Raw genomic sequence first — 24,532 nt, 5'->3', positions numbered from 1 at the left:
TTGCTCGGCGCGGTATTACGCACGGATGGCAAACTTCAAATCACTGCAGATGCAACTCCTCGACGACCTGCTCTGGATGGGAGGAGGCTATGTCCTGAAGTTCTCGGACCGAACTTTTGCGGAATTCTTCCGGGAGGAGCTCGAACTCGACATCGACGATCCCTTGTGGTCGGTCCAGGGCGGCTCCAAAGGAAAGAGGATGCGGTGCTTCCTGCAGACGGCGCCGAGGTCTCAGGTTGCCCAGGCTCTCAATACGCTATGGGACTATCGCATAGCAGCGATGGAGCGTGACGGCGTGAAGGAATCGATCTCCGACGTCCATACCAAAATGGCTGCTCTCATGCAGTCGATCGGATCTACGTGGAAACACGGTAAACCCAGTTCATCGTCGAAGTTTTCTGCGGCTGTGGCGGTTCCTTCTGAGATTATTTCAGGTCTGATATCCAGGTTTACGGCGCTCATGGCTATGACTGACGTCCAGCGAAGGGGATATGCATTCGAAACGTTCCTGCGCGATCTCTTCAACACCTACGGCATGGAGGCCAGGGATCCGTTCCGCATCCGGGGCGAACAGATCGACGGTAGTTTCCAGCTTGAAGGGTCAACCTATCTCCTCGAGGCTAAATGGCAGAACGAGTGTGCCGATGCTGCCGCACTGCGAGCGTTTCACGGAAAGGTTGAGGAGAAGGCGGCCTGGGGTCGAGGCCTTATGATCAGCTACAGCGGATTTACGGAAAACGGACTCTTTGCTTTCGGTCGCGGAAAGAAGATCGTCTGTATGGATGGCCGCGACATTTATGAAGCGCTGCAACATGCGATTCCACTGGACCGCGTGATCGCCGAGAAAGCCAGACAAGCGGCCTCAAACGGCACCATATTTCGACGAGTCAGCGATCTGATCGACACGTTGCTGCGATAGGGACGGAGCCCGTATGGCGATCGCAGAAAACATGTAGTCGGAATGGGAAGAGCATCTGATCACGTTGCCGCACGATGCCCGCAGAAACACTGACGGCCACGCTTTCACCGACCTATCATGTGGTTCATTTGGGCGGCGCGGGGAATACCGAAGACGGGAGATGATGTAACGCAGGTCAACGTTCCTACTCCCCTTAGCGAGCGATAGCCGGCAATTTCCGCCAATAAAGTTGGCTGCAGAACGGCAGCTTGTCGCCAACGTCGGCCAATACCCGACGGTCCGCTGGCGGCCCCGTTGCGGACAACAGCTCGGTCGTTGCGCGGATTCCTATGCACACTTGAGACGGGTGGTCTGGCAAGATGGACAAGATCGCGAGCTTGAGTTCGGGAAGTTTTCTGAGCGAATGAGAGGAATTGGAAGGCGATAATGACCGCTCGTCGGAGGCGGACAGCCCCGCGTCCCGGCTTCGTAGTCGCGTACTGACGCTCCTTAGACCGCCTTGTTGAACCGATCTCGCGGACGCGAATTTGCTTCGAAGCCCCGCCAGCTGAATTGCAGCCGCGGATGTCGGGACTTCTACGCTTTATGCGCTGCATTCTCTATTGCCGCCCTTCCGGCGGCACTCGTCTCTACTGCTCTGGCGAATACAAATGCTGATTTATGGGCTGATCAGTATGGACTAGCCATTGCCCGCGTACCTCGTGGGACACGCGAAGCGATCTACATGCCGAGTCCATCCGCATTTCTGCAACGCGGGCCTCATAGGGGGACGGCCCAATTCAGATAACTATCCTAGGTTCACTTCCGATCATCCGTCATAAGACCTGCTTCGACCAATCGACGGAATGCTTCCGATCTACTGGGAAGATCAGGTTGCATCCGACGCCACTCGTCTATGCGCACGAGCAGTTCGGTCGACAACCGCAGCTCAAAACGCTCCGTTTTGGACTCACTTGAATTTGGCACGTTTGACAACAGTTTGTCCGTAATGTACGGTATGTACGTAATTTATGGTTCGCAGTTACAGCCGAACGACGTGCTTGCATCACGCCGCTCAGCCTAACCACCCCAAGCCGTCTGGAGCTCGGATCATGGCCGATTCCGACAATACCACGACTTTGTCTCTCGTCACCCGCAGGAAGGCAAGCGCGGGATGGGCGGCTACGGCGCTCTTGTGCAACAATTTGGCGGTTGAGCAATCGTCCGATCCCGCTGCTGTCGTGTGGAGGAAATGGCGCGCGGCTCACACGGAGGCTGGTCGGCTCTGCCGGCATCAGCAGCGCCTCGAGGCTGATCGGAATTCCGGGGCAGGGGACGATAGTGACTACGCGGCAGCGTTACGGGCCGAGAGCGAGGCTGGTGAGCATGCGATGGACCTGCTCGGAGCGTTGTCCGAGACGCCGGCTGCGTCGCTTGCCGGTGTCGCGGCCAAACTGGATGCGGTGCTTAGCGAAGGAGAGCCCTGTGGGGGCGATGCCGAGTTTCCCTGGCCGCAGTTACGATCGGCCCTTGAAGACCTCATTCGCATCGGCCGGCTGGGTGAGCCGCAGTTTTCGGACGGAGCGGCGCGGCAGGCAGGAATAGGCAGTTCGGCATGACATGGCCCGCTTGGCAGGAGGGTCAGGCCCTCGGGTCCAGGAGCCGGACACCTTCGCCTTTTTGACCGACGGACAGGAATTCGACGCCGGCTTTCATCAGAGCCGACTCGATCGATTGCAAGGTGCTGATGCGTGAATCGACCTTGCCGTTCTCCAGCCGGGCGAGGGCGTTGACCGAAACGATCGCCTTGTCTGCGAGCTCCTGCTGCGACCAACCAAGCAAAGCCCGCGCGGCTCGAATCTGTCGTGGACTGACCATGTCGCCACAATCGACAGGCCGAGAGTCTTCGCCACATATAGGGTTATTTTCATCCTCTTAAGGTGTAATAACTGGCGCTTGGGATGAGTGGCTAACGATTAAGGCCTTGGTCGGGGAGGGACTGTTGGAGCAAAGACGGGCCTTGCCGAAACCCAAACGCCTTGGCCGTTTCCAGGCTGGAGCGCAGATCAACGCTGGAAGCGGGCCGCATCCTGCCGACCAGCATGTCGGCAGGCAGATCGCGACGGTCCGCGTTCAGTCGGATATCTCGCAGGCGCAGCTCGCCCGCTCCATCGGCATCAGCTTCCAGCAGCTTCAGAAATACGAGAATGCGCGCAACCGGGTCAGCGCTTCCATGCTCTACGAGATCGGCAGGTCGCTGGATGTTCCCGCCGGCCGCTTCTTCCAGGGCCTGCCTGGCAATGGCGAGGCCACTGCCGCGGCTGCGCCTCTGCCGGTCGACGAGCGGCTGGAGTTCATCGCCAGCGCGGAGGGGCGGCGCCTGATCGAGGGGCTCATGCAACTGCCGCCGCGCGTGCGCGGCCGCGTGTCGTCATTGATTGCCGCGTTGGGCGAAGAGATCGCTGCGGGGCTGCGGGAAAGCTAGCGCACCCACCCTTGGCGTGTCATGTCAGTAAGGGCTCTTCGGTCTTGATCAGCCGAACTTTCGCGCTGCGGCGAGCGCGATCCGGGCTGATGTTCCCGAGATCGCAATCTCCGTGCCGAAGGCACGCGAGCGCGCCGCAAAGCCCTGCAGAATCTCTCTCGCGGTATCGCCCGTAGCAGTCAGTGGAACCAGGCGGCTCGATGTGCGCGGCGCGTTATCATCGCCGATCACGACGGGCAGCAGGTCGATACTGTCGAGATTTCCGTTGCTGTCGTAATGGCAGGCCGCGACAAGGCTTTGCCAGACTTCCGGCGCGCTCCACTCCGTTTCCTCAGGCGGCACGTGGAACAGGAAATTTCCAAGACCGTAGAAGAGCGGTGCGCCGTTATAGAGTTCCACGGCCTGAAGCACCGGCGCCCCGTGGCTGACAAACAGGCTGGCGCCGGCGTCTATGCAGAGGCGCGCAAAACCCTGCACCCAGTGCGGAACCTCCTGCCAACCCGGTTCCCAATGGTGGTGATGCAGATAGGCCATGACGAAGTCGCCACGCGCTGCCGCGAGCCGGATCGCGGCGAGATGGCTGTCGGCACTCTCCCGGTCGATCTCGATGACCCGGCCGCGGCTCGTGGCTCGCTTGAAGATCGTGCCGTAGAAATTGAGCTCGCTGTCATCGGCCACCATCGGATCGTCTGGCTGCGCGTAATTGGCCAGTTCCAGCGCGGACATCTGGAGCTGCCTGCCCAGCATCGCCAGCCAGTCGAACTCGTCGTCCGTCACCCCGATCTTGCGCGAGGCCTTGAGCCGGTTCACGCCTGGGCGCGCGGGACGCGCGGCCGTCCGGTTTCCCGCATACATATTGGCTGGTCCAGGTCCGGCATCGATCGCAAAAAGCGTCACGTCCCGGCCGCCCAGACGCTGGCGCCCCGGCTTCATGGCGTCCGTTTCGTCGGTTCCGATTCCGGCATGGAGGAAGCCGCGCGCCCAGACATCCCCCAATGTGGAAAGAACGCCGGCCGGTCCGAGATCGAAGGCGTGGTTGTTCGCCAGGGCGAGCGTGTTGAAACCCATCGTTTGCAACGCGTCCAGAACCTGCGGCCTGGAATAGTCGAAATACCTCCCCTTGGTCGGCCACCCGCCATATTGCCCGAGGATGGTCGATTCAAAATTGGTGAAGACGACATCGCCTTGCTCAAGGAAGTCCAGGACCTCCAGGAACCGCCCGTCCCGGATATCAGACACGTCCGTCTTGATCAGCGATTGGCCTGTCACAGCCACGCAGAAGGAATCCTTCATTGAACCAGCCTTGTCATGGATGAGGTGAGGGACGCCGCGATGTTCAGCGGCGCGTGCCGATGCGGCGGTCGATGGCGGGCTATTGCGATATGGCCGGTGCGATATCGGTCTTGAACCATTTCTGGCTCAACGCCTTGATCGTTCCATCCCTGACCGCACCGTCGATCGCCGTGTTGAACCTGGCGAGCAGTTTGCCGTCGTCTTTGCGTATGCCGGCACCGACGCCTGGACCCCACAGGCCGCCATTCACCTGCGGACCGAAGAAGGTCACACCGGCACCCTCGGGCGTCTCCAGGAAATCACGCCATGTGAAATAGTCGGCCAGGCCGCCGTCGACCCTGCCGGCCGCCAGATCGAGCTTGAGGTTGTCCAGGCTGTCATAGCTGCGGAGTGTGACGACATCGCCGAAGAGCTCCTTCAGCACCGCCTCCGAATTCGAAGAGCGCAGCACGCCCATCGTCTTTCCGCTCAGCGTTGCGTGCAGCCGTTCGATGGTGGCCTTTCCCTTATCGTCGACGGCGGACAGGTTGAGCCTCTGTTTGATGTCGCCCGGATCGAGTTGCAGTTCCTTGCGGATGACCAGCTGGTTGTAGCCGGCGGCGTAGGGGTTGGAGAATGCGATCGACTTCTTGCGTTTTTCCGTGATCGCCATGCCGGACATGATCACATCGTATTTGCCCACGAGCAGGGCAGGGATGATGCCGTCCCAGTCCTGGGCAACGAACCTGCATTCGGCCTTGATGCGGCGGCACAGTTCGCGGCCGACATCGATGTCGTAGCCGTAGAGCTCACCTTTCTCATTGGTTCCGTCCCAGGGCGGCGACGCGCCCTCGGTGGCAATCGTGATCACCCGTGGATCCTCCGCTCGGGCGGTCAATGCCGGCATCATGCAAGCGACAAACACCGTACCGGCCAAAACCATGCGCATAGGGCACCCCTCTTCGTTTCGTTGGAAATCAGGAAAGCTTGGGATCACGGCGTCGTGACCCCGGCATCGGGCAGGGCGGGCGCCAGGCGCGAGCCGCGTCTTTGTCGGCGACTGCCGTCAGTGGCGAGATGGCGTTCGAGGAACCGGATTGCCTTCACGACAACCGATGTCAGCAAAAGGTAGATGGCGCCGGCGACGATGAAGATCTCGTAGGGCGCGAAGGTCGTGGACACCATCTGCCGCGCCATGCCGGTGACTTCCAGCAGCGTTACGGTGCTGGCAAGCGACGAGCCCTTGATCATGCTCACCACCTCGTTGCCGTAGGCCGGCAGCGAGATCCGCAACGCAATTGGAAAGGTGACGAGACGGGCGATCTGGAAGCGTTTCAGGCCGAGCGTCGCAGCCGCTTCCGTCATCCCCTTGGGCACCGACTGGAGACCGCGGCACAGGATCTCGGTGGTGTGCGCCGCGCTGTTCAACGAAAAGGTCAGCAGCGCGCACCAGAACGGGTCTCGCAGGACGACCCAGAAGATGCTTGTCCGCACCGCCTCGATCTGGCCGAGGCCGTAATAGACGAGGAACAGCTGCACCAGCATCGGCGTGCCACGGAAGACGTAGGTGTAGGCGAGCACGCTGAGCGACAGGGCAGGGCGGGCGAAAGCACGCACGAAGGCGAGCGGCACAGAGATTACAAAGCCCGTCGCCAGCGCCAGGATCGTCAGGGTGAGCGTGAGCCTCAGGCCGGAAGACAGAACCACGACGGCCTCGATCATCATACTGAGGTCCATGATGGCTCCTCCCTATCGATCAAGGGCTGGGTAGCGCCGCTCGGCCAGGCGGACCGACAGCAGCGTTGCCGTCGTCAGGCTGAGATAGAGCGCCGATGCCGCGAGATAGAAGGCGAGGGGAGCCCGCATCGAGCCCGCGCCGACAAAGGCGACGCGCATGACGTCCGTCAGTCCGATGACCGAAACCAGGGCGGTGTCCTTGAACAGCGAGATCCAGAGATTGCCGTAGGCGGGCAGGGCGAGCCGCCACATCTGTGGCGTGATCACCAGAAGCCATCGCTGCCAGGCGCTGAGCCCGAGAGACTTCGCCGCCTCGGCCTGGCCGGCGGGGATCGCCGCAATGGCGCCTCGGAACACTTCGGTGACGTAGCCGCTGAAGACGACCGAGAGTGCGACAATGCCGGCACTGAATGCATTGACCTCGACATACTGGCCGGTGACCGCGCTGGCGAGCGCCGTCCCGCCGAAGAAGATAAGCAGGATGATGACGAGTTCCGGGACGCCACGGACGACGGTCGTGTAGACCGTGATCGGGGCGGCCACCCGGGAGTCGGCGCTGGTCTTCGCAATGGCCAGCGCCAGTCCAAGCGTAGTCCCCACGACCCCGCTGACCAGAGCCAGCCCAACCGTGATCGCGAACGCGCCAAAGAACTGGCTCGCGAAGCCGCTCATTACCTGCCTCTGTTGCTGTTCTTTTTTCGAATGAACCCAGATCACGGTCTGGATTGCTTGATCGCCAATCTGAGGTTGCAGTTCTTAATTGTATTACCTTAAGATTAACTTTGCCTCATCAGGTCACGATATCGCCTGGAGATCGCAATTCAATCTATAAATTCAACTATTTGCACTATAACGAGCGATTATATAATTGGAGAGTATCTATGGATATTTGGAGATGTCTTCGCGGCCGGCCCGGCTTTGGCGCGGATGCCTGCGAGGCGCAGGCCAGTCTCTGGGCGATGCCGGCTGTGTGCCGTTAGGCCCCCACTTGTGTTGCCGAGGGCCGGTTCAATCCCTGGAACGCTCGAGCATCAGTGTCTGTGGGTCGGTTTCCAGCACCTGGGCGATCCGCTCGACAACGCTCAGGCTGGGGTTGCGCTGCCCTCGCTCGATCCCGCCCATATAGCTGTAGGCGAGGTCGGCTTCGGCGGCGAGCGCTTCGAGAGTCATTTTGCGCTGCAGACGGACCCTGCGCACATTTGCTCCGAATATCTCCACCAGCCGCATGCGCGCATAGCGATAAGCAAACGGTGGACTTTACCAGTCACTATAATGACTATAGTGTGAGGGATTCGAGATTGTTTCCAGCAGGTTACAGCTTCCATGCTGGGTCGTCGGCGGATCGACGCCCGACCGGGCCGGTTTCTCAGGAACGCGCGAAATGGAGTTGTTGCACAACGGATTGAAGCTGCGGCAGCTGCAGGTCTTTCGCGAAGTGCTGCGTGCCGGCTCGACCAGACGCGCCGCAGCCGCGCTTGGCGTCAGTCAGCCGGCGATCAGCCAGCACGTCAAGCAGCTGGAGGCCACGCTTGGCATTGCCCTGTTCGAACGCTCGACCAATCGCATCCAGCCTTTGCCCACAGCATGGGAATTGCTGCGCAACGTCGAGCTGGCGCTGAACTCCCTCGAACGGCTGGAAGCGTCGATCTTCGCGATGAAGAATGACGGCCGCCAGCGCATCGCCATCGCCACCCCCGCCGTTTTCGGTTTTGTCACCCTCCCCAAGGTGGTTGCGATCATCCGCGCGAAAACCAGCTCGAATGTCCGGACGATCTCAGGGACCTACGACCAGATCGGCGAGCACATCCTCGCCGGTCGCGCCGATCTCGGAATATCGCGGCTCCCCGTCGACCCGCGGCTGTTCGATTGGGCGCCGCTCGGATCGGCGCGTAATGTCTGCGTGTTTCATCCGGGCCATCGTTTCTCGAGACAGGAGCGCGTCGAGACAAACGACCTGGCGGGCGAAACGATCGTGGACATCGATCCACGCTTCGCATCGCATCAGATGAACATGAACGCGCTGCGCTTCGAAGGCATCGAGCCGGACATACTGGTCGAATACGATTCCAGCGGCCACGAAGCGGGTTTCGTTTCGGCAGGACTTGGGGTTTCGATCAGCAACGAAATCCTGGCGCGCGAATATGCGGCATTCGGCCTGCAGGCACGGCCCGTGGAACCCTCGGCGCTCTATCACTACGTCGCGATCTGGCAGAAAGGCCGGGTGTTCCCGGATGCTCTGAAGATTTCTCTGGAGGCGATCCTGTCAACCTTCGCCGCTTCGGCGTGTGGCGATTGAAGACGCCAGTTCTCAGGCATCGATCACCCGCCGCCTCGATCGGATATTTTCGTCCCGTTCCCCGCGCAGAAGCGACTGAACGAACAGGATGCCGCAACCCTTCGACTAGGATATTATGGCTCGCTAGGCCGAACAAGGCTGCTGGCTACGAGGAAAGCGTCGTACGGTCCAACACCTGGGGCGACGGTCATGAAAGCAATTTGAGGATTTACGACCGGCAGCTTGATTGCGGGCTCGATGCCGATCGCCGGTTGCAAGATACCTGGTCGAGTGGGAAGACCGATAACTCCGTGCTCGCGAGCGTGCGGTCAGAAACGACAAGCGAGCCTGGCCATCTTAGGTGAAATGCCCGGCGGAACGCCATCAGCGCCCGCGAGCGGACGCGGTGCAACTTTTTGGGTGCCACCAAGATCTTGTTTTGCGACGCCAGGTCGTGTCGGAACGTCGCTGGTGCTACGAGTGCGGCATCGCCACCTTGATCAGGAATAACATCCGCGTTCGCGGGCAAGGCGTCGCACAAGAGCCAGAACGATATCGATGGTCGGCGTTGAATGGCCAGTCAGACGGCCAAGCTCTTGCACCGCCGTTACCAGGGCATCGATTTCCAACGGTCGGCCGCGCTCCAGGTCCTGCAGCATCGAGGTCTTGTGCTCGCCAACATCACCAGCGCCTTTGATGCGCCGATCGACCGACACGGGAAAACGAACTCCCAGGCTTTCCCCGATCGCCCGCGCTTCCAACATCATGGTACGGGCAAGGGCGCGTGTTGCGTCGTCGCCGACGATGGTTGCAAGTGTACTGCCGGTGAGTGCCGAGATCGGATTGAAGGAGAGATTGCCCCAGAGCTTGACCCAGATCTCGCTGCGTATGTCGTCGCGGACTGGTGACTGCAGCCCGGCTTTCACCAATTCAGCGGCGAGGCGGATGACGCGATCGCTCTTCTCACCTGAAGGCTCGCCAAGTGAGAAGCGGGTGCCTTCGACATGGCGGATCAGGCCCGGCGCCTCCACCTCGACAGCGGGATAGACGACTGAGCCGATCACACGTTCCGGACCGATACCGCGCCAGATCATGCCACCTGGGTCGACGGCATCGATCCTTGTACCTTCGAGCGTTTCACCGCACTTGTAAAAATACCACCAAGGCACGCCGTTCTGCATGGTGACGACGGCGGTGTTGGGTCCGAGCAGTGGCGCGATCTGGTCAAGAGCCGGCGCCAGGGAATGAGCCTTCAGCGCCAGTACGACGTAGTCCTGAACGCCGAGTTCTTCTGCCTGTGCCGCCGCCCTAACCTGCGTGCTCGTTTCCTTGCCGGCCTCGATTAAGCGAAGACCGCTGTCCCTGATCGCGTCAAGATGCGCTCCGCGCGCCACGATCGAAAGGTCGACCGCGCCTGTAATCCCGAGCTTGGCGGCAACATAGCCGCCTATCGCGCCAGCGCCGAACACGGTGACACGCATCAGTCGAGACCGAGCTTACTGGCGAGACCGATGCGCTGCAGCTTGCCGGTCGCTCCCTTCGGGATTTCCTCCAGGATAATGACCTTGCTCGGCACCTTGAAGTCGGCAAGTCGCGTCATGGCGAAAGCCCGAATATCAGCCTCGTTTGCGTTCTGCCCCTCGCGTAAGACTATCGCCGCCGCGACCTCCTCGCCGAGCCTCTCGTGTGGCACGGCGAAAGTCACGACTTGAGCTACCGCAGGATGGTCCATCAGCACGCTGTCCACCTCCAGCGGGGAGATTTTTTCCCCGCCGCGGTTGATGATTTCCTTGAGACGCCCGGTGACGCGCAGATAATTCTCACCGTCCAGCACACCCTGATCGCCAGTGTGAAACCACCCATGAGCGAAAGCGCTGGCATTGGCATCCTGGTTCTTTTCGTAGCCTAGGGTTACGTTCGGGCCACGAATGACAATCTCTCCTACTTCACCTTGCGGCAGCAATTGTCCGTCCAAGGCCATGATGGCTATTTCTGGACCTGCAGCGATACCGACGCTGCCTGGCTTACGCTTGCTGGGCGGCAGTGGGTTGGATGCCATCTGGTGTGTGGCCTCCGTCATGCCGTAGGATTCGATGACAGGGCAACCGAAGGTCGTTTCCAATTCCGCCATGACTTGCGGCGGGAGGGACGCGGAGCACGAACGGATGAAGCGCAATTTCGCCGCTGCAAGCCCATCGGCGTTGCGTGCCGCTCTGAGCAAGATCGCTTGATGCATCGTCGGTACTGCCGTGTACCAGCTTGGGTGCGCCTCGTTCAGCCACTGGAAAAAGCGCAACGCGTTGAAGCCCGGCGTGCAGAAGACGCCACCGCCTGCCGCGAGCGAGGAAAGTACCGCGGCGATCAGTCCATGGATATGGAAGAGCGGCATGATGTTGAGGCAGCGATCGTTCGCGGACAGACCGAGGGTGGCGCCGATATGCGCGGCCGAAGCGGCGAGGTTGGCATGGCTGAGCGGCACCAGTTTGGGGCGTGATGTTGTGCCCGAAGTATGCAAGAGCAGCGCGATATCGTCTTGCTCTGCCAGACCCGGACTGGCTGGCGAACCGACTGGTTCGCCGGAAATCGCAAAGCGACCGGCAGGCGCATCGGGCTGTGCGACGAGCCTCAGCACGCCGATGCCGAGCCGTCCAGCCACGGCGACTGCTGGACCATCCTCATTCTCCGCGACAAGAATGGCCTTGGCTTCTATATCGCTGAGATAGAACTCGAACTCGTCAGCTCGGTAGGCTGGATTGAGTGGTGCTGTTGACGCACTTGCAGCCAACGCGATGAAAGCGGCAGCCATTTCCGGACCGTTGGACAGCACGATGGCGATCCGGTCGTTGCGGCCAAGACCCAGCGCGTTGAGTCGAACCGCCGTGTTTAGGATCAGCCGACGCAATTCGCCATGCGAGAGAGCCTGTCGGCCCGGAGCCATGATCGCGGGAGCATCTTCGGCTCCAGCAACAAGACGGAGGGTGAGATCGGCTAAGTTTCCGTTTGTGGTCATGTCATCTCACCAGGCGGACGGTCGTTAAAGGTCAACAGGAGATCAATACCCAAGCGCCAGCCCGTCCTTGCGCGGGTCGGACGCCCCCGTCAGCGTGCCTTTCCTCCAATCGATCAGCACGGCTTGTCCACCACCGAGCGGATGATCGGCCTCCGCCACCCTGTGTCCGCGCCGACGCAGGCCTTGGATTGCTTGGGGCTGAACGCCTCGCTCGGCTTCGACGACATCGTGGTTGTAAAATACACGGGCGGCGTCGAGCGCTTCCTGTGGGTCCATGTCGAAATCGATCATGTTGGTCAGCAGATGGACATGGCCGAAGGGCTGGTAGCCGCCACCCATCACACCAAATGGCATCACCGCGCGGCCATCCCTCGTCATCATGCCCGGCATGATCGTGTGCATCGGTCGTTTGCGGGGCGCGATACAATTGGGATGATTGGGGTCAAGGCGGAAGCTGGTGCCGCGATTTTGCAGCACGATGCCCGTTTTCGCACCAACGACACCGCTGCCGAAAGAGTAGTAGGTCGAGTTGATGAAACTGACGGCATTGCGATCGCGGTCGACCACGGAAATATAGACCGTATCGCTCCCTGGCAGATCGATGCGCGGCAGATCGGTCATGGCATGTTCGCGATCGATCGCGGCACGCAACCGGTCGGCATGGGAAGTTGAAAGCAACTCCTTCACAGGAACCGCGACATGGTCCGGGTCGGCAAACAGGTTGTCGCGATCGCGGTAGGCCAGCCGCCCGGCTTCGATCTCCAGATGCAATCGCGCGGCGCCGTTGGGGTCGAGAGCGCTCAGATCGAAGCCAGAGAGCACGTTCAGCATCAAGAGTGCGGTCAGACCCTGATTGTTGGGCGGCATCTGGTGAACGTCATAGCCTTTGTAAGACGTGGAGACCGCTGACTCGTAGTCGCCCCTCGTTGCAGCGAAATCGTCGAGCGTATGGAGGCCGCCGAGGTGGCGAAGCCGCCCGACCAAGTCCTCCGCGACGTATCCCTCGTAGAAGCCGGAGCGGCCATGTTTTGCGATGAGGCGCAACGCCTGAGCCAGCTCTGGCTGAAAATGCACGTCTCCAGCTCTGGGTGGCTTGCCGCCGGGCAGGAACAAGCGGGCTGCAACCTCATCGGCCGAAAGATCGATTTCTGGATCCTTCCAGTCGAAGGCAACGCGATCATGCACGACGTAGCCGTTTTCCGCGTAGTGGATGGCTGGTGCGAGTGCGTCGGCGATGCCCTTGCGACCATGGTCGTCCAGAAGCCGACACCAGGCATCGATTGCACCAGGTACGGTGACGGCGTGTGCGCCTTCTATGGGCAATTCGCTAAACCCGCGGTCGAGGTACCAGTCGACTGTCGCTGCCTGGGGTGCGCGGCCAGAACCGTTGAAAGCGAGCACGTTGCCTTCGCCTTTGGGGCAATAGAGAACAAAGCAATCGCCACCGATACCAGTGGATTGCGGTTCTACCACCGCTTGCACGGCCGCTGCGCAAACGGCCGCATCCATGGCGTTGCCGCCGGAACGCAACATGTCGAGCGCGGCCAGTGTCGAAAACGGATGCGACGTCGCGGCCATCGCTTCGGTGGCGCGGGCAGGGGAGCGGCCCGGAAGCTGGAAATCACGCATGTTGTTCTGGTCCCTGCATTCAGCGCCCGCGGCCAAGGAGCTGGGCAGCGGACAACAAGATGATCGACAGCACGATCAGGCATGTCGAAATGGCGGCAATCGTTGGGTCGATCTGGTCGCGCAGCGCATTGAACATGCGCCGCGTCAGCGTCGTCGTCTCGCCGCCCGAGATGAAGAGCGAGACGACCACCTCGTCGAAGGAGGTGATGAAGGCAAACAGCGCACCCGACACGATCGAGAAGCGCAGTTGTGGCATGGTCACCTGGAAGAAGGCCGCGAAACGCCCAGCTCCGAGGCTGCGCGCCACCATCTCCTGGTTCATGTCATAGGATCTCAGGCCGGAAAGCACGGTCAACACGACCAGCGGCAGAGCCTGCACGGTGTGAGCGATGACGAGGCCGGTCAATGTGTTGTTGAGGCCGATGCGGGCATAGAGGAAGAAGGTGCCGATGCCGATCAGGATGACCGGAATGATCAGCGATGCCGTGAGCACCGCATTGATTGTGCCTGTCAGTCTCAGCGTACCCGCGTTGACGGCGTAGGCGGCGGCCGTGCCAAGCGGCGTTGCCACGATCGCCGTCATTATCGCAACCTTGACCGAGACGATGGTGGCATCGCGCCATTCCACCGATCCGAAATAGCTTTGATACCAGCGCAGCGACCATTGCTGAGGTGGAAACTCAAGCAGCGTCGAACCGGAGAACGACATGATGACGATGATCACCGACGGGGCGATCAGGAACAGCATGACAAGTCCGCCGAGCAGGTAGAGCCAAAGGCGTTGCCAGTGCGAGATTGGAAGGTTGCTTTCCGCGTTCATCGCGCACTCCAGGCGCCCGTCGCGCGCGCGCCGAGCAACCAGCGGAAGAGACCGAGCAGCGCTAAGGTGACGGCAAGCAATACGACACCAAGTGCCGCGCCGGCGCCCCAGTTGGAATAGAGGCTGGCGGCCTGCTCCATGCGCATTGCCCACATGATGACCTTGCCGCCGCCCATCAGGGCTGGGGTGACGAAGAAGCCGAGGCACAGCACAAAGACGATGACAACACCGGAAGCGAGGCCCGGCAGCGAAAGCGGCAAGAAGATCTGCCGGAAAGTGGCAGCCGGGCTGGCTCCGAGATTCATGCCCGCGCGCAGACAGTCGATATCGATGGATTTCATCGAGGCGTAGAGCGGCAGAACCAGGAATGGCAGCATGATGTGGATCATGCCGATGACGACACCGGTGAAGTTGTTGGCCAGTTGCAGGGGTTGGCTGATCAAGCCGTGGTCGATCAGCCAACTGTTGACCAGACCCTTGCGCTGAAGGATCACCAGCCACGCGTAGGTGCGAACCAGGACCGAAGTCCAGAACGGCAAGATGACGAATACGAGGCAGATCGAGGCTGCGCGGCGCGGCAATTGCGACAACAGGTAGGCAAGCGGATAGCCGAGCAGCACACAGGCCCCGGTGACCGCAAAGGCGACTTTGAAAGTGGTCGTGAAAGTTCTGATATAGGATGCCTGTTCGAAGAAGCGTGCATAATTGGCAACGCTTGGCGCACCGGTCTCATCGAAGAGCGAAAGCCAGAACAACCAGCCAACTGGCACGATGATGACAGCGAAGACCAGGAACAGACCCGGCGACAGCAACGCCAGAAAACCCAGCGCCTGGCGCCGCGTGTCGGCGCGCAGCGCCGCAACGTTCAACGCGTCGTCTGGCCGTGCCGCGTGCTCATGACTTGCGGATACGGCGCTCATTGATCTGCCACGAGTACGATGTCCGACGCATCGATGCCGAGCGCGATGGGCTCGCCAGGCGCTGGCAATCTCGCCAACACGTCGGAACGGCAAAACTCGCGCAACGTGACCTGGCGACCATCCTTCAGCGTTGCGTAGCAGCTGAAACTGTCGCCCTGATAGATAACGTCGCCTACGGTGGCTGTCAGCACGTTGAGGTCTTCTGCCTTTTCCGTGCTGATCAGAAGCCGCAGCTTTTCCGGGCGTACCACCATCAGATGCCGACCTGCCGATGGTGCAGGACCGTCGAGGCGCAGCCTTCTGTCTTCGTACCAGATACTGCCATTGCGGCTTTCCACCGGAATGAAGTTGGATTCGCCAATGAACTCGGCAACGAACTTCGTCTTCGGCCTGGCGTAGATGGTCTCGGGTTGGTCGATCTGCTCGATCCGCCCGGCATTCATGACCGCAATGCGGTCCGACATGGTGATTGCCTCGCGCTGATCATGAGTAACGTAGACGGTCGTCATGCCAAGCCTGCGGTGAAGGTTCCGCAATTCAATCTGCATGTGCTCGCGCAGTCCCTTGTCGAGCGCCGACAGCGGCTCATCCATCAAAACAATGCGAGGCTCGAAGACGATGGCGCGGGCGAGGGCGACGCGCTGGCGCTGCCCCCCGGAGAGCTGGTCGACGCGTCGCTCGCCCAGCCCCTGCAAGCGCACGAGTTCGAGCGCGCGATCCACGCGTTGCTTGGTGTCGGCCGCCGAGACGCGCCGCTGTTTCAACGGGAAGGCGACGTTGTGGAACACGTTCATGTGCGGAAACAGCGCGTAGTTCTGGAACACCATGCCGATGTCGCGCTTGTGGGGCGCCATGGTGATGATCTCTTCATTGCCCACCTTGATGCTGCCGGCATTGGCTCGCACGAAGCCAGCCAGGATCATCAGCAGCGTCGTCTTGCCTGAGCCGGACGGACCAAGCAGCGTGAGGAATTCGCCCGCCGCGACATCAAGGCTGAGATCGCTGAGAATGGACAAAGCACCAAAGCGCTTCTCGATATGATGTATGCCGATGGGGAGCGCGGACGGCGCGAGGGACAAGAGCATCTCCTTCAACTCCGGGTCTTTTGTCGGCGAAGCGGAACGGAGTGGCCGTGCGCCACTCCGACAGCAGCTATTGCTGGATCAGGTTGTTGAATTTCTCGGTCGCTTCGACCAGATTGTCGCGCCAGAACTGCGGATCCTGCAGGACCTGCTTCTTGACGTTCTCGGGCGCGGAGTTGATATCCTTGATGCGCTCCGGCGGTATCTTGCCGGTCTCGAAGGCCTTTTCGTTTGCTGGTCCATTGTCGACATAGAGCGGCAGGTTGGCCTGGAGGTCGGGGCTGACGAACTTGGCCAGCGCCTTCATGGCGAGGTCCTTGTTCTTTGATCCCTTCGGGATGACCATGCAATCGGCAGTAAGCACCCCCTGGTCGAAGGAGAAGCTGACGGGCGCACCCTCTTTCCTCAAGGTGCCTGCGCGGCCATTCCAGATGCTGGCCATGTCAACTTCGCCGTCCTTGACCAGTTGCATGGCCTGCGCGCCGGAGGTCCACCATGCGTCGACATGGTTGCGGATCTTGTCTACAGACTGCAGCGCGCCGTCGATATCGACCGGATAGACCTTGTCGATTGGAATGCCCTTGGCCAGTGCCGCGACACTCAGCGTTTCAGTCTGCTGGCTGCCCGAAAGCGCACGGCGGCCTGGGAATTTCTTGACATCCCAGAAATCCGCCCAGGTCTTCGGTCCCTTGTCGCCAAAAACATCCGTTCGGTAGATCAGCACGACCGAGGTGTAGGAAATGCCGATCCAGTCGTCATGGACGAGCTTTGGATTGATGCCGCTCTTGTCGATGACATCGTAGTCGAGCTTCTCGAACAGGCCCTCCTTGGATCCCCGCGCGCATTCATCTGCGCCCAACTCTGTAATGTCCCATTTGACCGCGTTGCCGGTGACCTGAAGGCGCACATCATCCAGGCCGTTGGTGGTGTCTTCCTTGATTGTGATGCCTAGCGCTTCAGCCGTCGGCCTGAAGAAGGCCTTTGTCTGCGCCTCTTGATACGTGCCGCCCCAGGAGGCGACGGTGATAGTATCGCCCGCCACGGCTGGCGCCGCGACCGCCGCCATCAAGCCTGCCGCTGCAAAAACCGTAACGCCTTTGGTTCTGTTCATTTTCAACGCTCCAGCCAGTGTTCCCATCGCTTTGCATTCGCATGCGATTTTGTATACAATTAAATGTACCTGGAGGGTTTGCAATGTCAACAGCGGCTGAGGACTAGCCCAATTCCAGAGCCGCACCACGGCGTATCGGTCGTGACAAACAGGGCCGAATTTGCATACAGCTATGCGAGAAGCGTTAAGACCGCCGGCGAAACGGCCGGAGAACTGGAACCAGCCTTGGCCAAAAAAACCAAAAATACCTTACGCGATTCCGTCTACTCCGCCCTCAAAGCAATGATTGTAACCGGTCAGGTTCCACCCGGATCGCGCGTCACCGAGAGTGACATCGCAGCGAAACTCAAAGTCAGCCGCACGCCGGTGCGTGAAGCGTTCAATCGCCTGGAGCGCGACGGCTTGGTCACCGGTCGGCCGCGCCAGGGCTACGCCGTCACCGAATTCGACATCAACATGTTTCGCGAAGCGTTTGACATCCGCGAATTGCTCGACGGCCACGCGACCGAACTGGCTGCCGTTGCCGCGACTGTTCAGGACAAAGCCCGGCTGCGCGCCATGCTTGCGGAAGCCGAGCAACTGGCAGCCATTCCCGATCGCACCACACAGGAAAAATTCCAGGAACTCGAGGTTGGTATAGACCTCCATCGTGTCATCGCCGAGATCAGCGGCAATGTCATGCTGCATGAGATGCTGTGCGGTATTCTGGACAAATGCCAGCACTATATCTGGACCGAACTGCTGTGGTTGGATGAATGGAAGATCGCTCGCGATGAACATGCTGAGATTGTCGAAGCGATTTGCGCCGGCAATTCTGAGCGGGCCGGTGCTTTGGCACGCGCCCATGTCCGCGGTTCGCGTGAGAGTATTCTGCGGTTATTGCAAGCGAAATCCGACTACCAGAATTTTCGGATCAAGGCGTCTTGAAAGAGGGATGTCGGGGGATTGTGATCGCGATCGTCTAATGGCCAATGATAATGGAACTGCTTGATATGCAAGTGGCGTGCCCAATAATTCGCCCTGTTGTGGCGAGGATCAGGTTAGCCTGTGACGGACGAGATGACGCACGATCGGCGAGAACATGGCCTGGCCGACGTAATTCCCGATATTGGTCTTTTCAAAAAGATCCTGGGCTAGGGCGGCGTCTTGCACGACGGGGATGCCGGCTGCCCGAGACTGGGAAATCATATCAAGCGCCGCGCGGCCCTGTCCCTTGGCCACGATTGTCGGAACCGGCGTTTCGCCTTTTATGTAGCGCAACCCCACCGCCAGTTCGTCTCCGGCGAACACGATGACGGCGTTCTGGACACCCAGTCGTGCCGGCCGCTGCACGGCTTCCCGCCGCTGGCGTCGCTGTTCCTGGCGTATGAGCGGATCGCCTTCCATGTCCTTCTGTTCGCGCTTGTACTCGGTCGTGGTCATGCGCATGTCGCGCAGGAACAGCCAACGCTGCAGCGGCACGTCGAGAATGCCGATGGCGAGGAAGGCAAGGGCTGCCGAAACGCCGACTGGAACCATCACGCCCCACAGCATTGGCGTCATGCAGGACATGCCGCATCCCGGCGCGTCGAAAAGCGGTTGCAGCCACTGCACCAGGATCACGACGAACAGGGCGGACAGGAATGTCAGCTTGGCCAAGCCCTTCGCGAACTCGACGACATTGCGCACAGACATGATCTTCTGCAGGCCCTTCGCCGGATTGATGTGGTCGAATTGCGGTTTGACGGTTTCGAAGGAAAAGACCGGGCCGAACGTCGCCAGCATGCCGAAGACGATCGTGGTCACGACCACGATCCCAGCCAACGGGACGGTGACGAACATAAGCAGGAAAAAGGCGTGACGGCCGCTGCGTAGCAAAATTTCGCCGAACGGGACGTTGTAGTCGGTTATCGTGTCGACCAGTTCGGAAAAATGCGCCAAGGCGCTCGGCCAGACGAGATAGATATAGGCAAGGGCAGCGCACAGGCCGAAGCCTGAAACAAAGTCGCGGCTTTGCGAGGCCTGGCCCTTGCGTTTGGCATCGCGCAGCTTCTTGTCGGATGCCGGTAGTCTTTTTTCCTCAGCTTCTTCGGCCATGTCGCCAGCCTGCCGGGTCCTGTTGCTAACCTAGGACGGAGCCTAGCGCCTGGGCCCTGGCCTGCGTGCTGCCCTTGGCGCGGATGGACTGCGCCTGAGACAACAGCTTGTTGATCTCCTGCGTTGGCAGGCCGACCGGCGGGGCGGCGCGAAGCTGATCGCCCTGACCCAGCAGGCCGTAGACGATGACGGCGTCGCGCTTGTGATGCAATTGTGCATTGGAGGCGCTGACGAGCTTTTGCGCCAATGGCAGCGCCACGCCGGCATTGCCTTCAAGCCCGGCCGCCAGAGCCATGTTGGTCTCGATATCGAGGTCGCCAGGCGCCATCTTGAGTGCCTGGCCAAAGGTGACCTGTGCTTCCTGCGTGTGGCCTGAAAGCGTCTGCGCCACGCCGAGCCGGTTATAGGAACTGCTTGTGTTGACCAGCGGTGCCGCCTGGGCAAGCGCCCGCATACCCGCATTGTAGTCGCCGGCATCCATCATCGCTGAACCGAGGCCAAGCATCGCTTCGCCATTGTTCGGCGCCTTGGCCAGTGCCGCTTGATAGGCCTTGGCGGCCTGGTCCGGTTCGCCGGCACGCATGTAGGCGTCACCGGTTTTGACATAAGCGCTTGGACGCGCATCGGGCAAGGCCGCGGCCTTCTGGTAGAGTGCGATCGCCGTATCGCTGTCGCCGCGCTTTGCAATGTCGTCGGCGAGCTTGATCAGGCGCTCCGACGGCGAGGCCGGGGCAGCACTCTTTTGATTGACGGCGCTTTGGGTCCCTGTCTGGCAGGCCGCCAGCGTCAGGATCGCCAAAGCCGGCAGGAAAACGACACGCATATCCATCTCTCCCCGTTCACCTTCTATCGTCGGTTTGCGAACTCATCACGGCCGCGCCGTCCTGGAGACGGCGCCATTGGCTAATTGGTCGTCATGTTAGGGGTCTCGGCAGACGGCTCCGGCTTCTCGCCGTCGAGATAACGACGCGCGGCGCGCGCCGTCGGACCTGCTGCGGCGGGCCCCATGCGGCGACCTTCGACCAGGTCGCGTTGACTCTCGACCATGCGCTGCAGGTTGTAGGCATTGGAGCAGCCCGGCGGCAGGTGCGAGCCGACGCCGGAAACCCGCGTCAGGCTGGCCGATGAGGCGGCCGGTGGATTGTCGTCGTCGGCCGGTTCGTTCAGGCAGGCGTCAGGCGCCAGAACCGAGCCGGACACGCTCTTGTCAGAGCCGCCGGTGCCGGTCGCCACGTAGCTGTAACCCGGCGAATAGTCCTGCTCGGGTCTGGTGTTGCCGACACAGCCGCACAAGAGGATAGCCGGGATGACAGCATAAAAGGTGCTCGACACGTTCATCGCGCTTCTCCTATTTGACGATCAGGCCAACGGACGAGCCACCCTTGGCCTTGCGCTTTGCGCGTTTCGCCGGACGGTCCTGAGGGGTAGCGAGGCCGTCGCGCACCGGCTCGACCAGATAGGGTGTGATCAGGATGACGAGTTCGGTTTCCTCACGTTGGAAACGCTGCGACTGAAACAGTGGTCCAAGCACCGGCACGTCGCCAAGCACCGGGAATTTCTCGACATTGCGCGCGGTGCGTTGCTGGAACAGGCCAGCGATGGCGAAGGTCTGACCACTTGCCACCTCGACGGTGGTGTCGGCACGGCGCACGACGAAGCTCGGCAACTGGAAGCCGTTGGCACCAACGGTGGCGCCACTGTCGGACAATGAGCTGACCTCCGGCTGCACGTTGAGAGCGATCCGGTTGCGACCGATCAGCGTCGGCGTAAACCCCAGCGACACGCCGAATTGCTTGTATTGCACCGTGACGACGTTGTTGCCTTGAGGAATGGGTATAGGGATTTCGCCGCCAGCCAGGAATTTCGCCGTCTGGCCGGTCACGGCCGTCAGGTTCGGCTCAGCCAGGATCTTGACGATACCGTTGCGCTGGAGCGCCTCGATGAGAATATCGAAGTTTATGCCGTGGTCCTGGCTCAGGTTGAGGCCGAAGTTTCCATTGTTGCCGCTCGGTACGCCATTGTTCTGAAACATGTTGAATTCGAAGCCGGCGCTCTTGTAGCCGACGTTCCAATCCACGCCGTAGGATTGCAGTTCCGTGCGCGAAACCTCGGCGAAACGCACCCGGATGTTGACCTGCTGCGAGCCGCCCACCGTCATGTTGTTGATCGGCGGCTGTTCTGGCGGGGAGAAGGTGCGGGCAATGTTGTCCATGTCGGTCGCCTCCTCGACGCCACGGGCTTCCCCGGTCGTGACGATGCGGTTGCCGAAAATGGCGAGATTGGTCGCCGAATTCGGGCGCATCGCCTTTTTGGCCTGATTGGCTGAAGAGATATCGGCGGTCACACGAAACTGGGCCGTCGCCTTGATGCGTTCGTCGGCGGTAATCGCGATGAGATTGGTCAGGCCGGGCTTCAGGCCGAAGACATAGACCAGCCCCGGTGAGACGATCTGCAGGTCGGCGATCGTCGTATCGGCGATCAGCACGGATTCGACCGGTTCGCTGAAGCGCAACAGACGTCCCTGCCCAACGGGCAGGTCCACCGTCGGCTGCGCTGGCAAACCCGAAATCTCCTGCGCTCCGAGGTTCGTCAGTGTTGAAATAAGACCCATCAGGAAAACCGTAAGGGCGAGCGCCAGCCGCGACATTTTCATCAGGGCCGAACAGCTGTATCGTCGTTCGGCTCTCGTGGTATGGCGGCTAGGCATGCAGTCCCTCTCTCGATCATGGCCGGCATTCGTTGGTCCCCGATGCCGTTGCTTTTCGTCCCTGTTCATCCGGCGGTGTTTTGCCCACCCAACGCGCCGGCCGAAGGCAGCGATGGGGTTCTGGATCGCCCCGAATTTCCCGAGATCGTTGCCAGCGGCTGGACGTTGAATTCAGGCGCGAGTTCCGGAAAGGAAAGAACCGGCAGTTCGATGCCGTTCTGCACCAGAAGCGCGCGCAAGTGGCGGCGTATATCGGCCGCCGTCACGATCACGGGCGAAACACTGGCGGCTGCCCGCGAAAGGTGACGCTCGATCTCCGCGGCCAGCGCCTGCACGGCGGCGTCGGCTGTGTTGAGAAAGGCTCCGGTCGATGTCGTCTGTACCGCTTCGCGCAGGATATCCTCGGCAGAGCGTTGCAACACATAGGCGGAGATGATGTTGTTGCGGTCGGCAACGCGGAAACTGATCTGCCGCCGCAACGCCGTTCGCACATGCTCGGTAAGCTGGACAACATCCTGGTCGCGCTGTCCCGCCTCGACCAGTGCTTCCAGCACGAGCCGCAGATTGCGGATCGGCACGTTTTCAGCCACCAGCCGCCTCAGCACGTCGGCGATCTTCTGCAACGGTACGATCTCGACGGCCTGCCGCACCAGGTCGGCATAATCCGTCTCCATTTCGGAGAGCAGCTTGCGCGTTTCCTGGATGCCGACGAAATGGCCGCAATAGAGCTGGAGCGCATGCGCGGTCCATTTGGAAGCGATGTCGAGCGGTTCCAAATAAGGCAATTGTGCCTCTTCGAGCGCGGAAACGCCGTCCTGATCGACCCAGGAGAATTTGCGCTGGCCGACGAGCGCAGCACCTTCCTCATAACTGAGGCTGAGCAGTTCGAGATGGCTTGCCTCGGTTTCGACGAGCACCTGGTCGGCCGGAATCTCGGCTTCCACGATCGGCACACCTTCGAGGTCGATGCGGATGTTGCGCGGCGCGATCGTCTCGTTGACGTCAACCCCGATGGGTGGAATCTCGACACCGAGATCCTCGAATATCTTTCGACCCATCGCTTCGGTCCGCTGGCGAAATTGCGGCTCTGCCACTTCGGTAGCCAGCGCCTTTCCAAGCCTGACCACGATGCGGCTGGAGCCGAGCAGCGGCCTGGCGTTCTCCGCGAGCGCGGTCGCATTTTCGGGCTCTTGCCGTGTCGTTGCGGGCAGGGTTTCCGCCGGTTCGTCTTCGCGACGTGTATTACGATGGATCATGAAGGCGCCTGCACCGAAGGCGATGCCGAGCGCGACGAAGACAAGGCTGGGAAAACCCGGCACCAGCGCCAGTCCCATCATGATCAGCGCGGCAAGGCCGAGGGCGCGCGGATCGCGCAGCAACTGGAAGCTGATCTGCCTGCCGAGATCCTCCGTACCGTCGGCGCCGCCGACACGCGTCACCATCGTGCCGGCCGCGATCGCGACGAGCAGGGCAGGGATCTGCGCCACAAGGCCGTCGCCGACCGTGAGCAGCGAATAGGTCGACGCCGCCTTGCCGATCGACATGCCGTGCTGCAACGTGCCAACGGTAAAACCGCCGATGAGGTTCACAAGGATGATGACGATGCCGGCGATGACGTCGCCCTTGACGAATTTCATGGCGCCGTCCATCGCACCGAAAAGCTGGCTTTCGCGCTCGAGCTGCCGGCGCAGGTGTCTGGCTTCGACCTGGTCGATGTCGCCGTTCCTGAGCTCGGCGTCGATGCTCATCTGCTTGCCGGGTAACGCGTCGAGCGTAAAGCGCGCGGCCACTTCGGCAACACGCTCGGCACCGCGCGCGATGACGATGAACTGCGCCACGGTGATGATGAGGAAAACCACCAGCCCCACCGCGATGCTGCCGCCGACGACGAAATTGCCGAAGGCCGAGATGATCTCGCCGGCATCGGCCTGCAGCAGAATCAGGCGGGTCGTCGTGATGGTGATTGCCAGGCGAAACAGCGTCGCGATCAGGATGACGGAAGGCAGCGACGAAAATTCAAGCGGATGCGAGACATAAAAGGCGACCAGCAGGATGAGGACGCTGAGCGCGATGTTGGCGGTGATCAGCGTGTCGACCAGGAAGGTCGGCAGCGGGATCAACATCATCACCACGGCCACCAGCATCAGCACGGCAATGACCAGATCGCCGCGTTGGGAGGCTTTGCCGAGCAGTTGCAGCAGCCGTTGCGAAAAGGTCATTGCACCTGCCTTTTTGCCAGAAAGCGCTGGAAGGCTTCGCGCGCTTCCGTCTTGCGCCCGGCCACAAGCAGAGCGCGGCTCTTTAGGAGGTGAAGGGTGGGGTGTTGCATTCCTTCCAATGTCTCCAACCTGGCGATCGTGGCGAGCGCCTTGTCGGCTTCTCCGTCCAATATGAGCAGGTGTGCCAATGTTCTCAGTACGCCGGAGTCTTCCGGCGAAAGCTGTGCCGCAATCAACAGATAGACCGCACCCCGCCTGGCCTGGCCGTGACATCCGTAGAGATGGCCAAGG

24 protein-coding genes are annotated in these 24,532 nt (G+C 60.9%); 5 read left to right on the top strand and 19 right to left on the bottom strand.

All coding sequences use genetic code 11. The features are described 5' to 3' along the window. Positions 1-25: 25 nt before the first annotated feature. Together AB4136_RS04475 and AB4136_RS04470 are read left to right on the top strand one after the other, a co-directional pair. Entirely contained in the window at positions 26-919 is an 894-nt protein-coding gene (locus tag AB4136_RS04475; protein ID WP_245317479.1) for a restriction endonuclease, read from the top strand. Positions 920-2,010: 1,091 nt separating this feature from the next. Continuing rightward, positions 2,011-2,517 carry a hypothetical protein gene (locus tag AB4136_RS04470; RefSeq protein WP_065997552.1) on the top strand — a complete coding sequence of 169 codons (507 nt, stop codon included), beginning with the start codon at positions 2,011-2,013 and terminating at the stop codon, positions 2,515-2,517. 22 nt (positions 2,518-2,539) lie between these two features. On the opposite strand, the gene AB4136_RS04465 is transcribed toward AB4136_RS04470, so the two are convergent. Then, positions 2,540-2,776 carry a helix-turn-helix domain-containing protein gene (locus AB4136_RS04465; RefSeq protein ID WP_065997551.1) on the bottom strand — a complete coding sequence of 79 codons (237 nt, stop codon included), beginning with the start codon at positions 2,774-2,776 and terminating at the stop codon, positions 2,540-2,542. Positions 2,777-2,900: 124 nt separating this feature from the next. On the opposite strand from AB4136_RS04465, the gene AB4136_RS04460 reads away from it, so the two are divergent. Then, positions 2,901-3,383 (top strand): helix-turn-helix domain-containing protein, encoded by a 483-nt coding sequence (locus AB4136_RS04460; RefSeq protein ID WP_245317478.1) that lies wholly within the window; start codon positions 2,901-2,903, stop codon positions 3,381-3,383. Between the two features lie 48 nt (positions 3,384-3,431). On the opposite strand, the gene AB4136_RS04455 is transcribed toward AB4136_RS04460, so the two are convergent. From AB4136_RS04455 to AB4136_RS04435, 5 genes are all read right to left on the bottom strand, one after another. After that, a complete protein-coding gene (locus AB4136_RS04455) occupies positions 3,432-4,676 on the bottom strand; it encodes a CapA family protein (RefSeq protein ID WP_065997550.1) in 1,245 nt (414 codons plus the stop codon). A 79-nt stretch (positions 4,677-4,755) separates the two neighbouring features. After that, entirely contained in the window at positions 4,756-5,604 is an 849-nt protein-coding gene (locus tag AB4136_RS04450; RefSeq protein ID WP_137901750.1) for a transporter substrate-binding domain-containing protein, read from the bottom strand. Between the two features lie 44 nt (positions 5,605-5,648). Beyond that, positions 5,649-6,392: an ABC transporter permease gene (locus AB4136_RS04445; protein ID WP_065997549.1), complete on the bottom strand. Its 744-nt coding sequence runs from the start codon at positions 6,390-6,392 to the stop codon at positions 5,649-5,651. 12 nt (positions 6,393-6,404) lie between these two features. Continuing rightward, complete coding sequence (locus AB4136_RS04440; RefSeq protein ID WP_065997548.1) at positions 6,405-7,064, bottom strand: ABC transporter permease; 660 nt, start codon at positions 7,062-7,064, stop codon at positions 6,405-6,407. Positions 7,065-7,400: 336 nt separating this feature from the next. Then, entirely contained in the window at positions 7,401-7,619 is a 219-nt protein-coding gene (locus AB4136_RS04435; protein ID WP_065997547.1) for a helix-turn-helix domain-containing protein, read from the bottom strand. Positions 7,620-7,773: 154 nt separating this feature from the next. Here AB4136_RS04435 and AB4136_RS04430 point away from each other — a divergent pair, with 154 nt between their 5' ends. Further along, on the top strand, positions 7,774-8,688 hold the full coding sequence (locus AB4136_RS04430) for a LysR family transcriptional regulator (RefSeq protein ID WP_065997545.1): 915 nt from the start codon (positions 7,774-7,776) through the stop codon (positions 8,686-8,688). 479 nt (positions 8,689-9,167) lie between these two features. Here the strand turns inward: AB4136_RS04430 and AB4136_RS04425 are convergent, their stop codons facing one another. The 7 genes from AB4136_RS04425 to AB4136_RS04395 all read right to left on the bottom strand — a co-directional run bounded on the left by AB4136_RS04425 (position 9,168) and on the right by AB4136_RS04395 (position 17,239). After that, the gene (locus AB4136_RS04425; RefSeq protein WP_065997543.1) at positions 9,168-10,148 is read right to left on the bottom strand and encodes a 2-dehydropantoate 2-reductase; all 981 of its coding nucleotides are present in this window, start codon (positions 10,146-10,148) and stop codon (positions 9,168-9,170) included. Continuing rightward, complete coding sequence (locus AB4136_RS04420; protein WP_065997541.1) at positions 10,148-11,677, bottom strand: acyl--CoA ligase; 1,530 nt, start codon at positions 11,675-11,677, stop codon at positions 10,148-10,150. Before AB4136_RS04420 ends, AB4136_RS04425 begins: the two co-directional genes overlap by 1 nt. 42 nt (positions 11,678-11,719) lie before the next feature. Continuing rightward, the gene (gene ggt, locus AB4136_RS04415) at positions 11,720-13,306 is read right to left on the bottom strand and encodes a gamma-glutamyltransferase (protein ID WP_065997539.1); all 1,587 of its coding nucleotides are present in this window, start codon (positions 13,304-13,306) and stop codon (positions 11,720-11,722) included. A gap of 19 nt (positions 13,307-13,325) precedes the next feature. Then, entirely contained in the window at positions 13,326-14,126 is an 801-nt protein-coding gene (locus AB4136_RS04410; RefSeq protein ID WP_065997535.1) for an ABC transporter permease, read from the bottom strand. After that, positions 14,123-15,046, bottom strand: a complete 924-nt coding sequence (locus AB4136_RS04405) for an ABC transporter permease (protein ID WP_065997534.1) — start codon at positions 15,044-15,046, stop codon at positions 14,123-14,125. Before AB4136_RS04405 ends, AB4136_RS04410 begins: the two co-directional genes overlap by 4 nt. Continuing rightward, positions 15,043-16,125: an ABC transporter ATP-binding protein gene (locus AB4136_RS04400; protein ID WP_065997735.1), complete on the bottom strand. Its 1,083-nt coding sequence runs from the start codon at positions 16,123-16,125 to the stop codon at positions 15,043-15,045. The genes AB4136_RS04405 and AB4136_RS04400 overlap by 4 nt, the downstream gene beginning before the upstream one ends. Before the next feature lie 73 nt (positions 16,126-16,198). Beyond that, complete coding sequence (locus AB4136_RS04395) at positions 16,199-17,239, bottom strand: ABC transporter substrate-binding protein (protein WP_065997532.1); 1,041 nt, start codon at positions 17,237-17,239, stop codon at positions 16,199-16,201. A 225-nt stretch (positions 17,240-17,464) separates the two neighbouring features. Between AB4136_RS04395 and AB4136_RS04390 the strand changes: the two genes are divergently transcribed. Then, complete coding sequence (locus AB4136_RS04390; RefSeq protein WP_065997531.1) at positions 17,465-18,166, top strand: GntR family transcriptional regulator; 702 nt, start codon at positions 17,465-17,467, stop codon at positions 18,164-18,166. Between the two features lie 108 nt (positions 18,167-18,274). On the opposite strand, the gene AB4136_RS04385 is transcribed toward AB4136_RS04390, so the two are convergent. The 6 genes from AB4136_RS04385 to AB4136_RS04360 all read right to left on the bottom strand — a co-directional run bounded on the left by AB4136_RS04385 (position 18,275) and on the right by AB4136_RS04360 (position 24,477). Beyond that, positions 18,275-19,315, bottom strand: coding sequence for an EscU/YscU/HrcU family type III secretion system export apparatus switch protein (locus AB4136_RS04385; RefSeq protein WP_065997527.1), 1,041 nt, complete (start codon positions 19,313-19,315; stop codon positions 18,275-18,277). A 25-nt stretch (positions 19,316-19,340) separates the two neighbouring features. After that, positions 19,341-20,138, bottom strand: a complete 798-nt coding sequence (locus AB4136_RS04380) for a tetratricopeptide repeat protein (protein WP_083237690.1) — start codon at positions 20,136-20,138, stop codon at positions 19,341-19,343. A gap of 80 nt (positions 20,139-20,218) precedes the next feature. Continuing rightward, on the bottom strand, positions 20,219-20,653 hold the full coding sequence (locus tag AB4136_RS04375; RefSeq protein WP_065997525.1) for a hypothetical protein: 435 nt from the start codon (positions 20,651-20,653) through the stop codon (positions 20,219-20,221). A gap of 10 nt (positions 20,654-20,663) precedes the next feature. Continuing rightward, the gene (locus AB4136_RS04370) at positions 20,664-22,022 is read right to left on the bottom strand and encodes a type II and III secretion system protein family protein (RefSeq protein ID WP_441930343.1); all 1,359 of its coding nucleotides are present in this window, start codon (positions 22,020-22,022) and stop codon (positions 20,664-20,666) included. A gap of 65 nt (positions 22,023-22,087) precedes the next feature. Next, complete coding sequence (gene sctV / locus AB4136_RS04365; RefSeq protein WP_137901749.1) at positions 22,088-24,241, bottom strand: type III secretion system export apparatus subunit SctV; 2,154 nt, start codon at positions 24,239-24,241, stop codon at positions 22,088-22,090. Continuing rightward, entirely contained in the window at positions 24,238-24,477 is a 240-nt protein-coding gene (locus AB4136_RS04360; RefSeq protein ID WP_245317474.1) for a hypothetical protein, read from the bottom strand. The genes sctV and AB4136_RS04360 overlap by 4 nt, the downstream gene beginning before the upstream one ends. Positions 24,478-24,532: the final 55 nt, after the last annotated feature.

The sequence above is a fragment of the Mesorhizobium sp. 2RAF21 genome (genome assembly GCF_052115345.1).
GTDB lineage: Bacteria > Pseudomonadota > Alphaproteobacteria > Rhizobiales > Rhizobiaceae > Mesorhizobium > Mesorhizobium terrae.
This window is presented reverse-complemented; position numbering and strand designations above follow the sequence as displayed.

Coding starts and splice junctions, on each gene's coding strand:
- AB4136_RS04475 (WP_245317479.1), top strand. CDS start 26: ATGGCAAACTTCAAATCACTGCAGATGCAACTCCTCGACGACCTGCTC.
- AB4136_RS04470 (WP_065997552.1), top strand. CDS start 2,011: ATGGCCGATTCCGACAATACCACGACTTTGTCTCTCGTCACCCGCAGG.
- AB4136_RS04465 (WP_065997551.1), bottom strand. CDS start 2,776: ATGGTCAGTCCACGACAGATTCGAGCCGCGCGGGCTTTGCTTGGTTGG.
- AB4136_RS04455 (WP_065997550.1), bottom strand. CDS start 4,676: ATGAAGGATTCCTTCTGCGTGGCTGTGACAGGCCAATCGCTGATCAAG.
- AB4136_RS04450 (WP_137901750.1), bottom strand. CDS start 5,604: ATGCGCATGGTTTTGGCCGGTACGGTGTTTGTCGCTTGCATGATGCCG.
- AB4136_RS04445 (WP_065997549.1), bottom strand. CDS start 6,392: ATGGACCTCAGTATGATGATCGAGGCCGTCGTGGTTCTGTCTTCCGGC.
- AB4136_RS04440 (WP_065997548.1), bottom strand. CDS start 7,064: ATGAGCGGCTTCGCGAGCCAGTTCTTTGGCGCGTTCGCGATCACGGTT.
- AB4136_RS04435 (WP_065997547.1), bottom strand. CDS start 7,619: ATGCGGCTGGTGGAGATATTCGGAGCAAATGTGCGCAGGGTCCGTCTG.
- AB4136_RS04430 (WP_065997545.1), top strand. CDS start 7,774: ATGGAGTTGTTGCACAACGGATTGAAGCTGCGGCAGCTGCAGGTCTTT.
- AB4136_RS04425 (WP_065997543.1), bottom strand. CDS start 10,148: ATGCGTGTCACCGTGTTCGGCGCTGGCGCGATAGGCGGCTATGTTGCC.
- AB4136_RS04420 (WP_065997541.1), bottom strand. CDS start 11,677: ATGACCACAAACGGAAACTTAGCCGATCTCACCCTCCGTCTTGTTGCT.
- ggt (WP_065997539.1), bottom strand. CDS start 13,306: ATGCGTGATTTCCAGCTTCCGGGCCGCTCCCCTGCCCGCGCCACCGAA.
- AB4136_RS04410 (WP_065997535.1), bottom strand. CDS start 14,126: ATGAACGCGGAAAGCAACCTTCCAATCTCGCACTGGCAACGCCTTTGG.
- AB4136_RS04405 (WP_065997534.1), bottom strand. CDS start 15,046: ATGAGCGCCGTATCCGCAAGTCATGAGCACGCGGCACGGCCAGACGAC.
- AB4136_RS04395 (WP_065997532.1), bottom strand. CDS start 17,239: ATGAACAGAACCAAAGGCGTTACGGTTTTTGCAGCGGCAGGCTTGATG.
- AB4136_RS04385 (WP_065997527.1), bottom strand. CDS start 19,315: ATGGCCGAAGAAGCTGAGGAAAAAAGACTACCGGCATCCGACAAGAAG.
- AB4136_RS04380 (WP_083237690.1), bottom strand. CDS start 20,138: ATGCGTGTCGTTTTCCTGCCGGCTTTGGCGATCCTGACGCTGGCGGCC.
- AB4136_RS04375 (WP_065997525.1), bottom strand. CDS start 20,653: ATGAACGTGTCGAGCACCTTTTATGCTGTCATCCCGGCTATCCTCTTG.
- AB4136_RS04370 (WP_441930343.1), bottom strand. CDS start 22,022: ATGCCTAGCCGCCATACCACGAGAGCCGAACGACGATACAGCTGTTCG.
- sctV (WP_137901749.1), bottom strand. CDS start 24,241: ATGACCTTTTCGCAACGGCTGCTGCAACTGCTCGGCAAAGCCTCCCAA.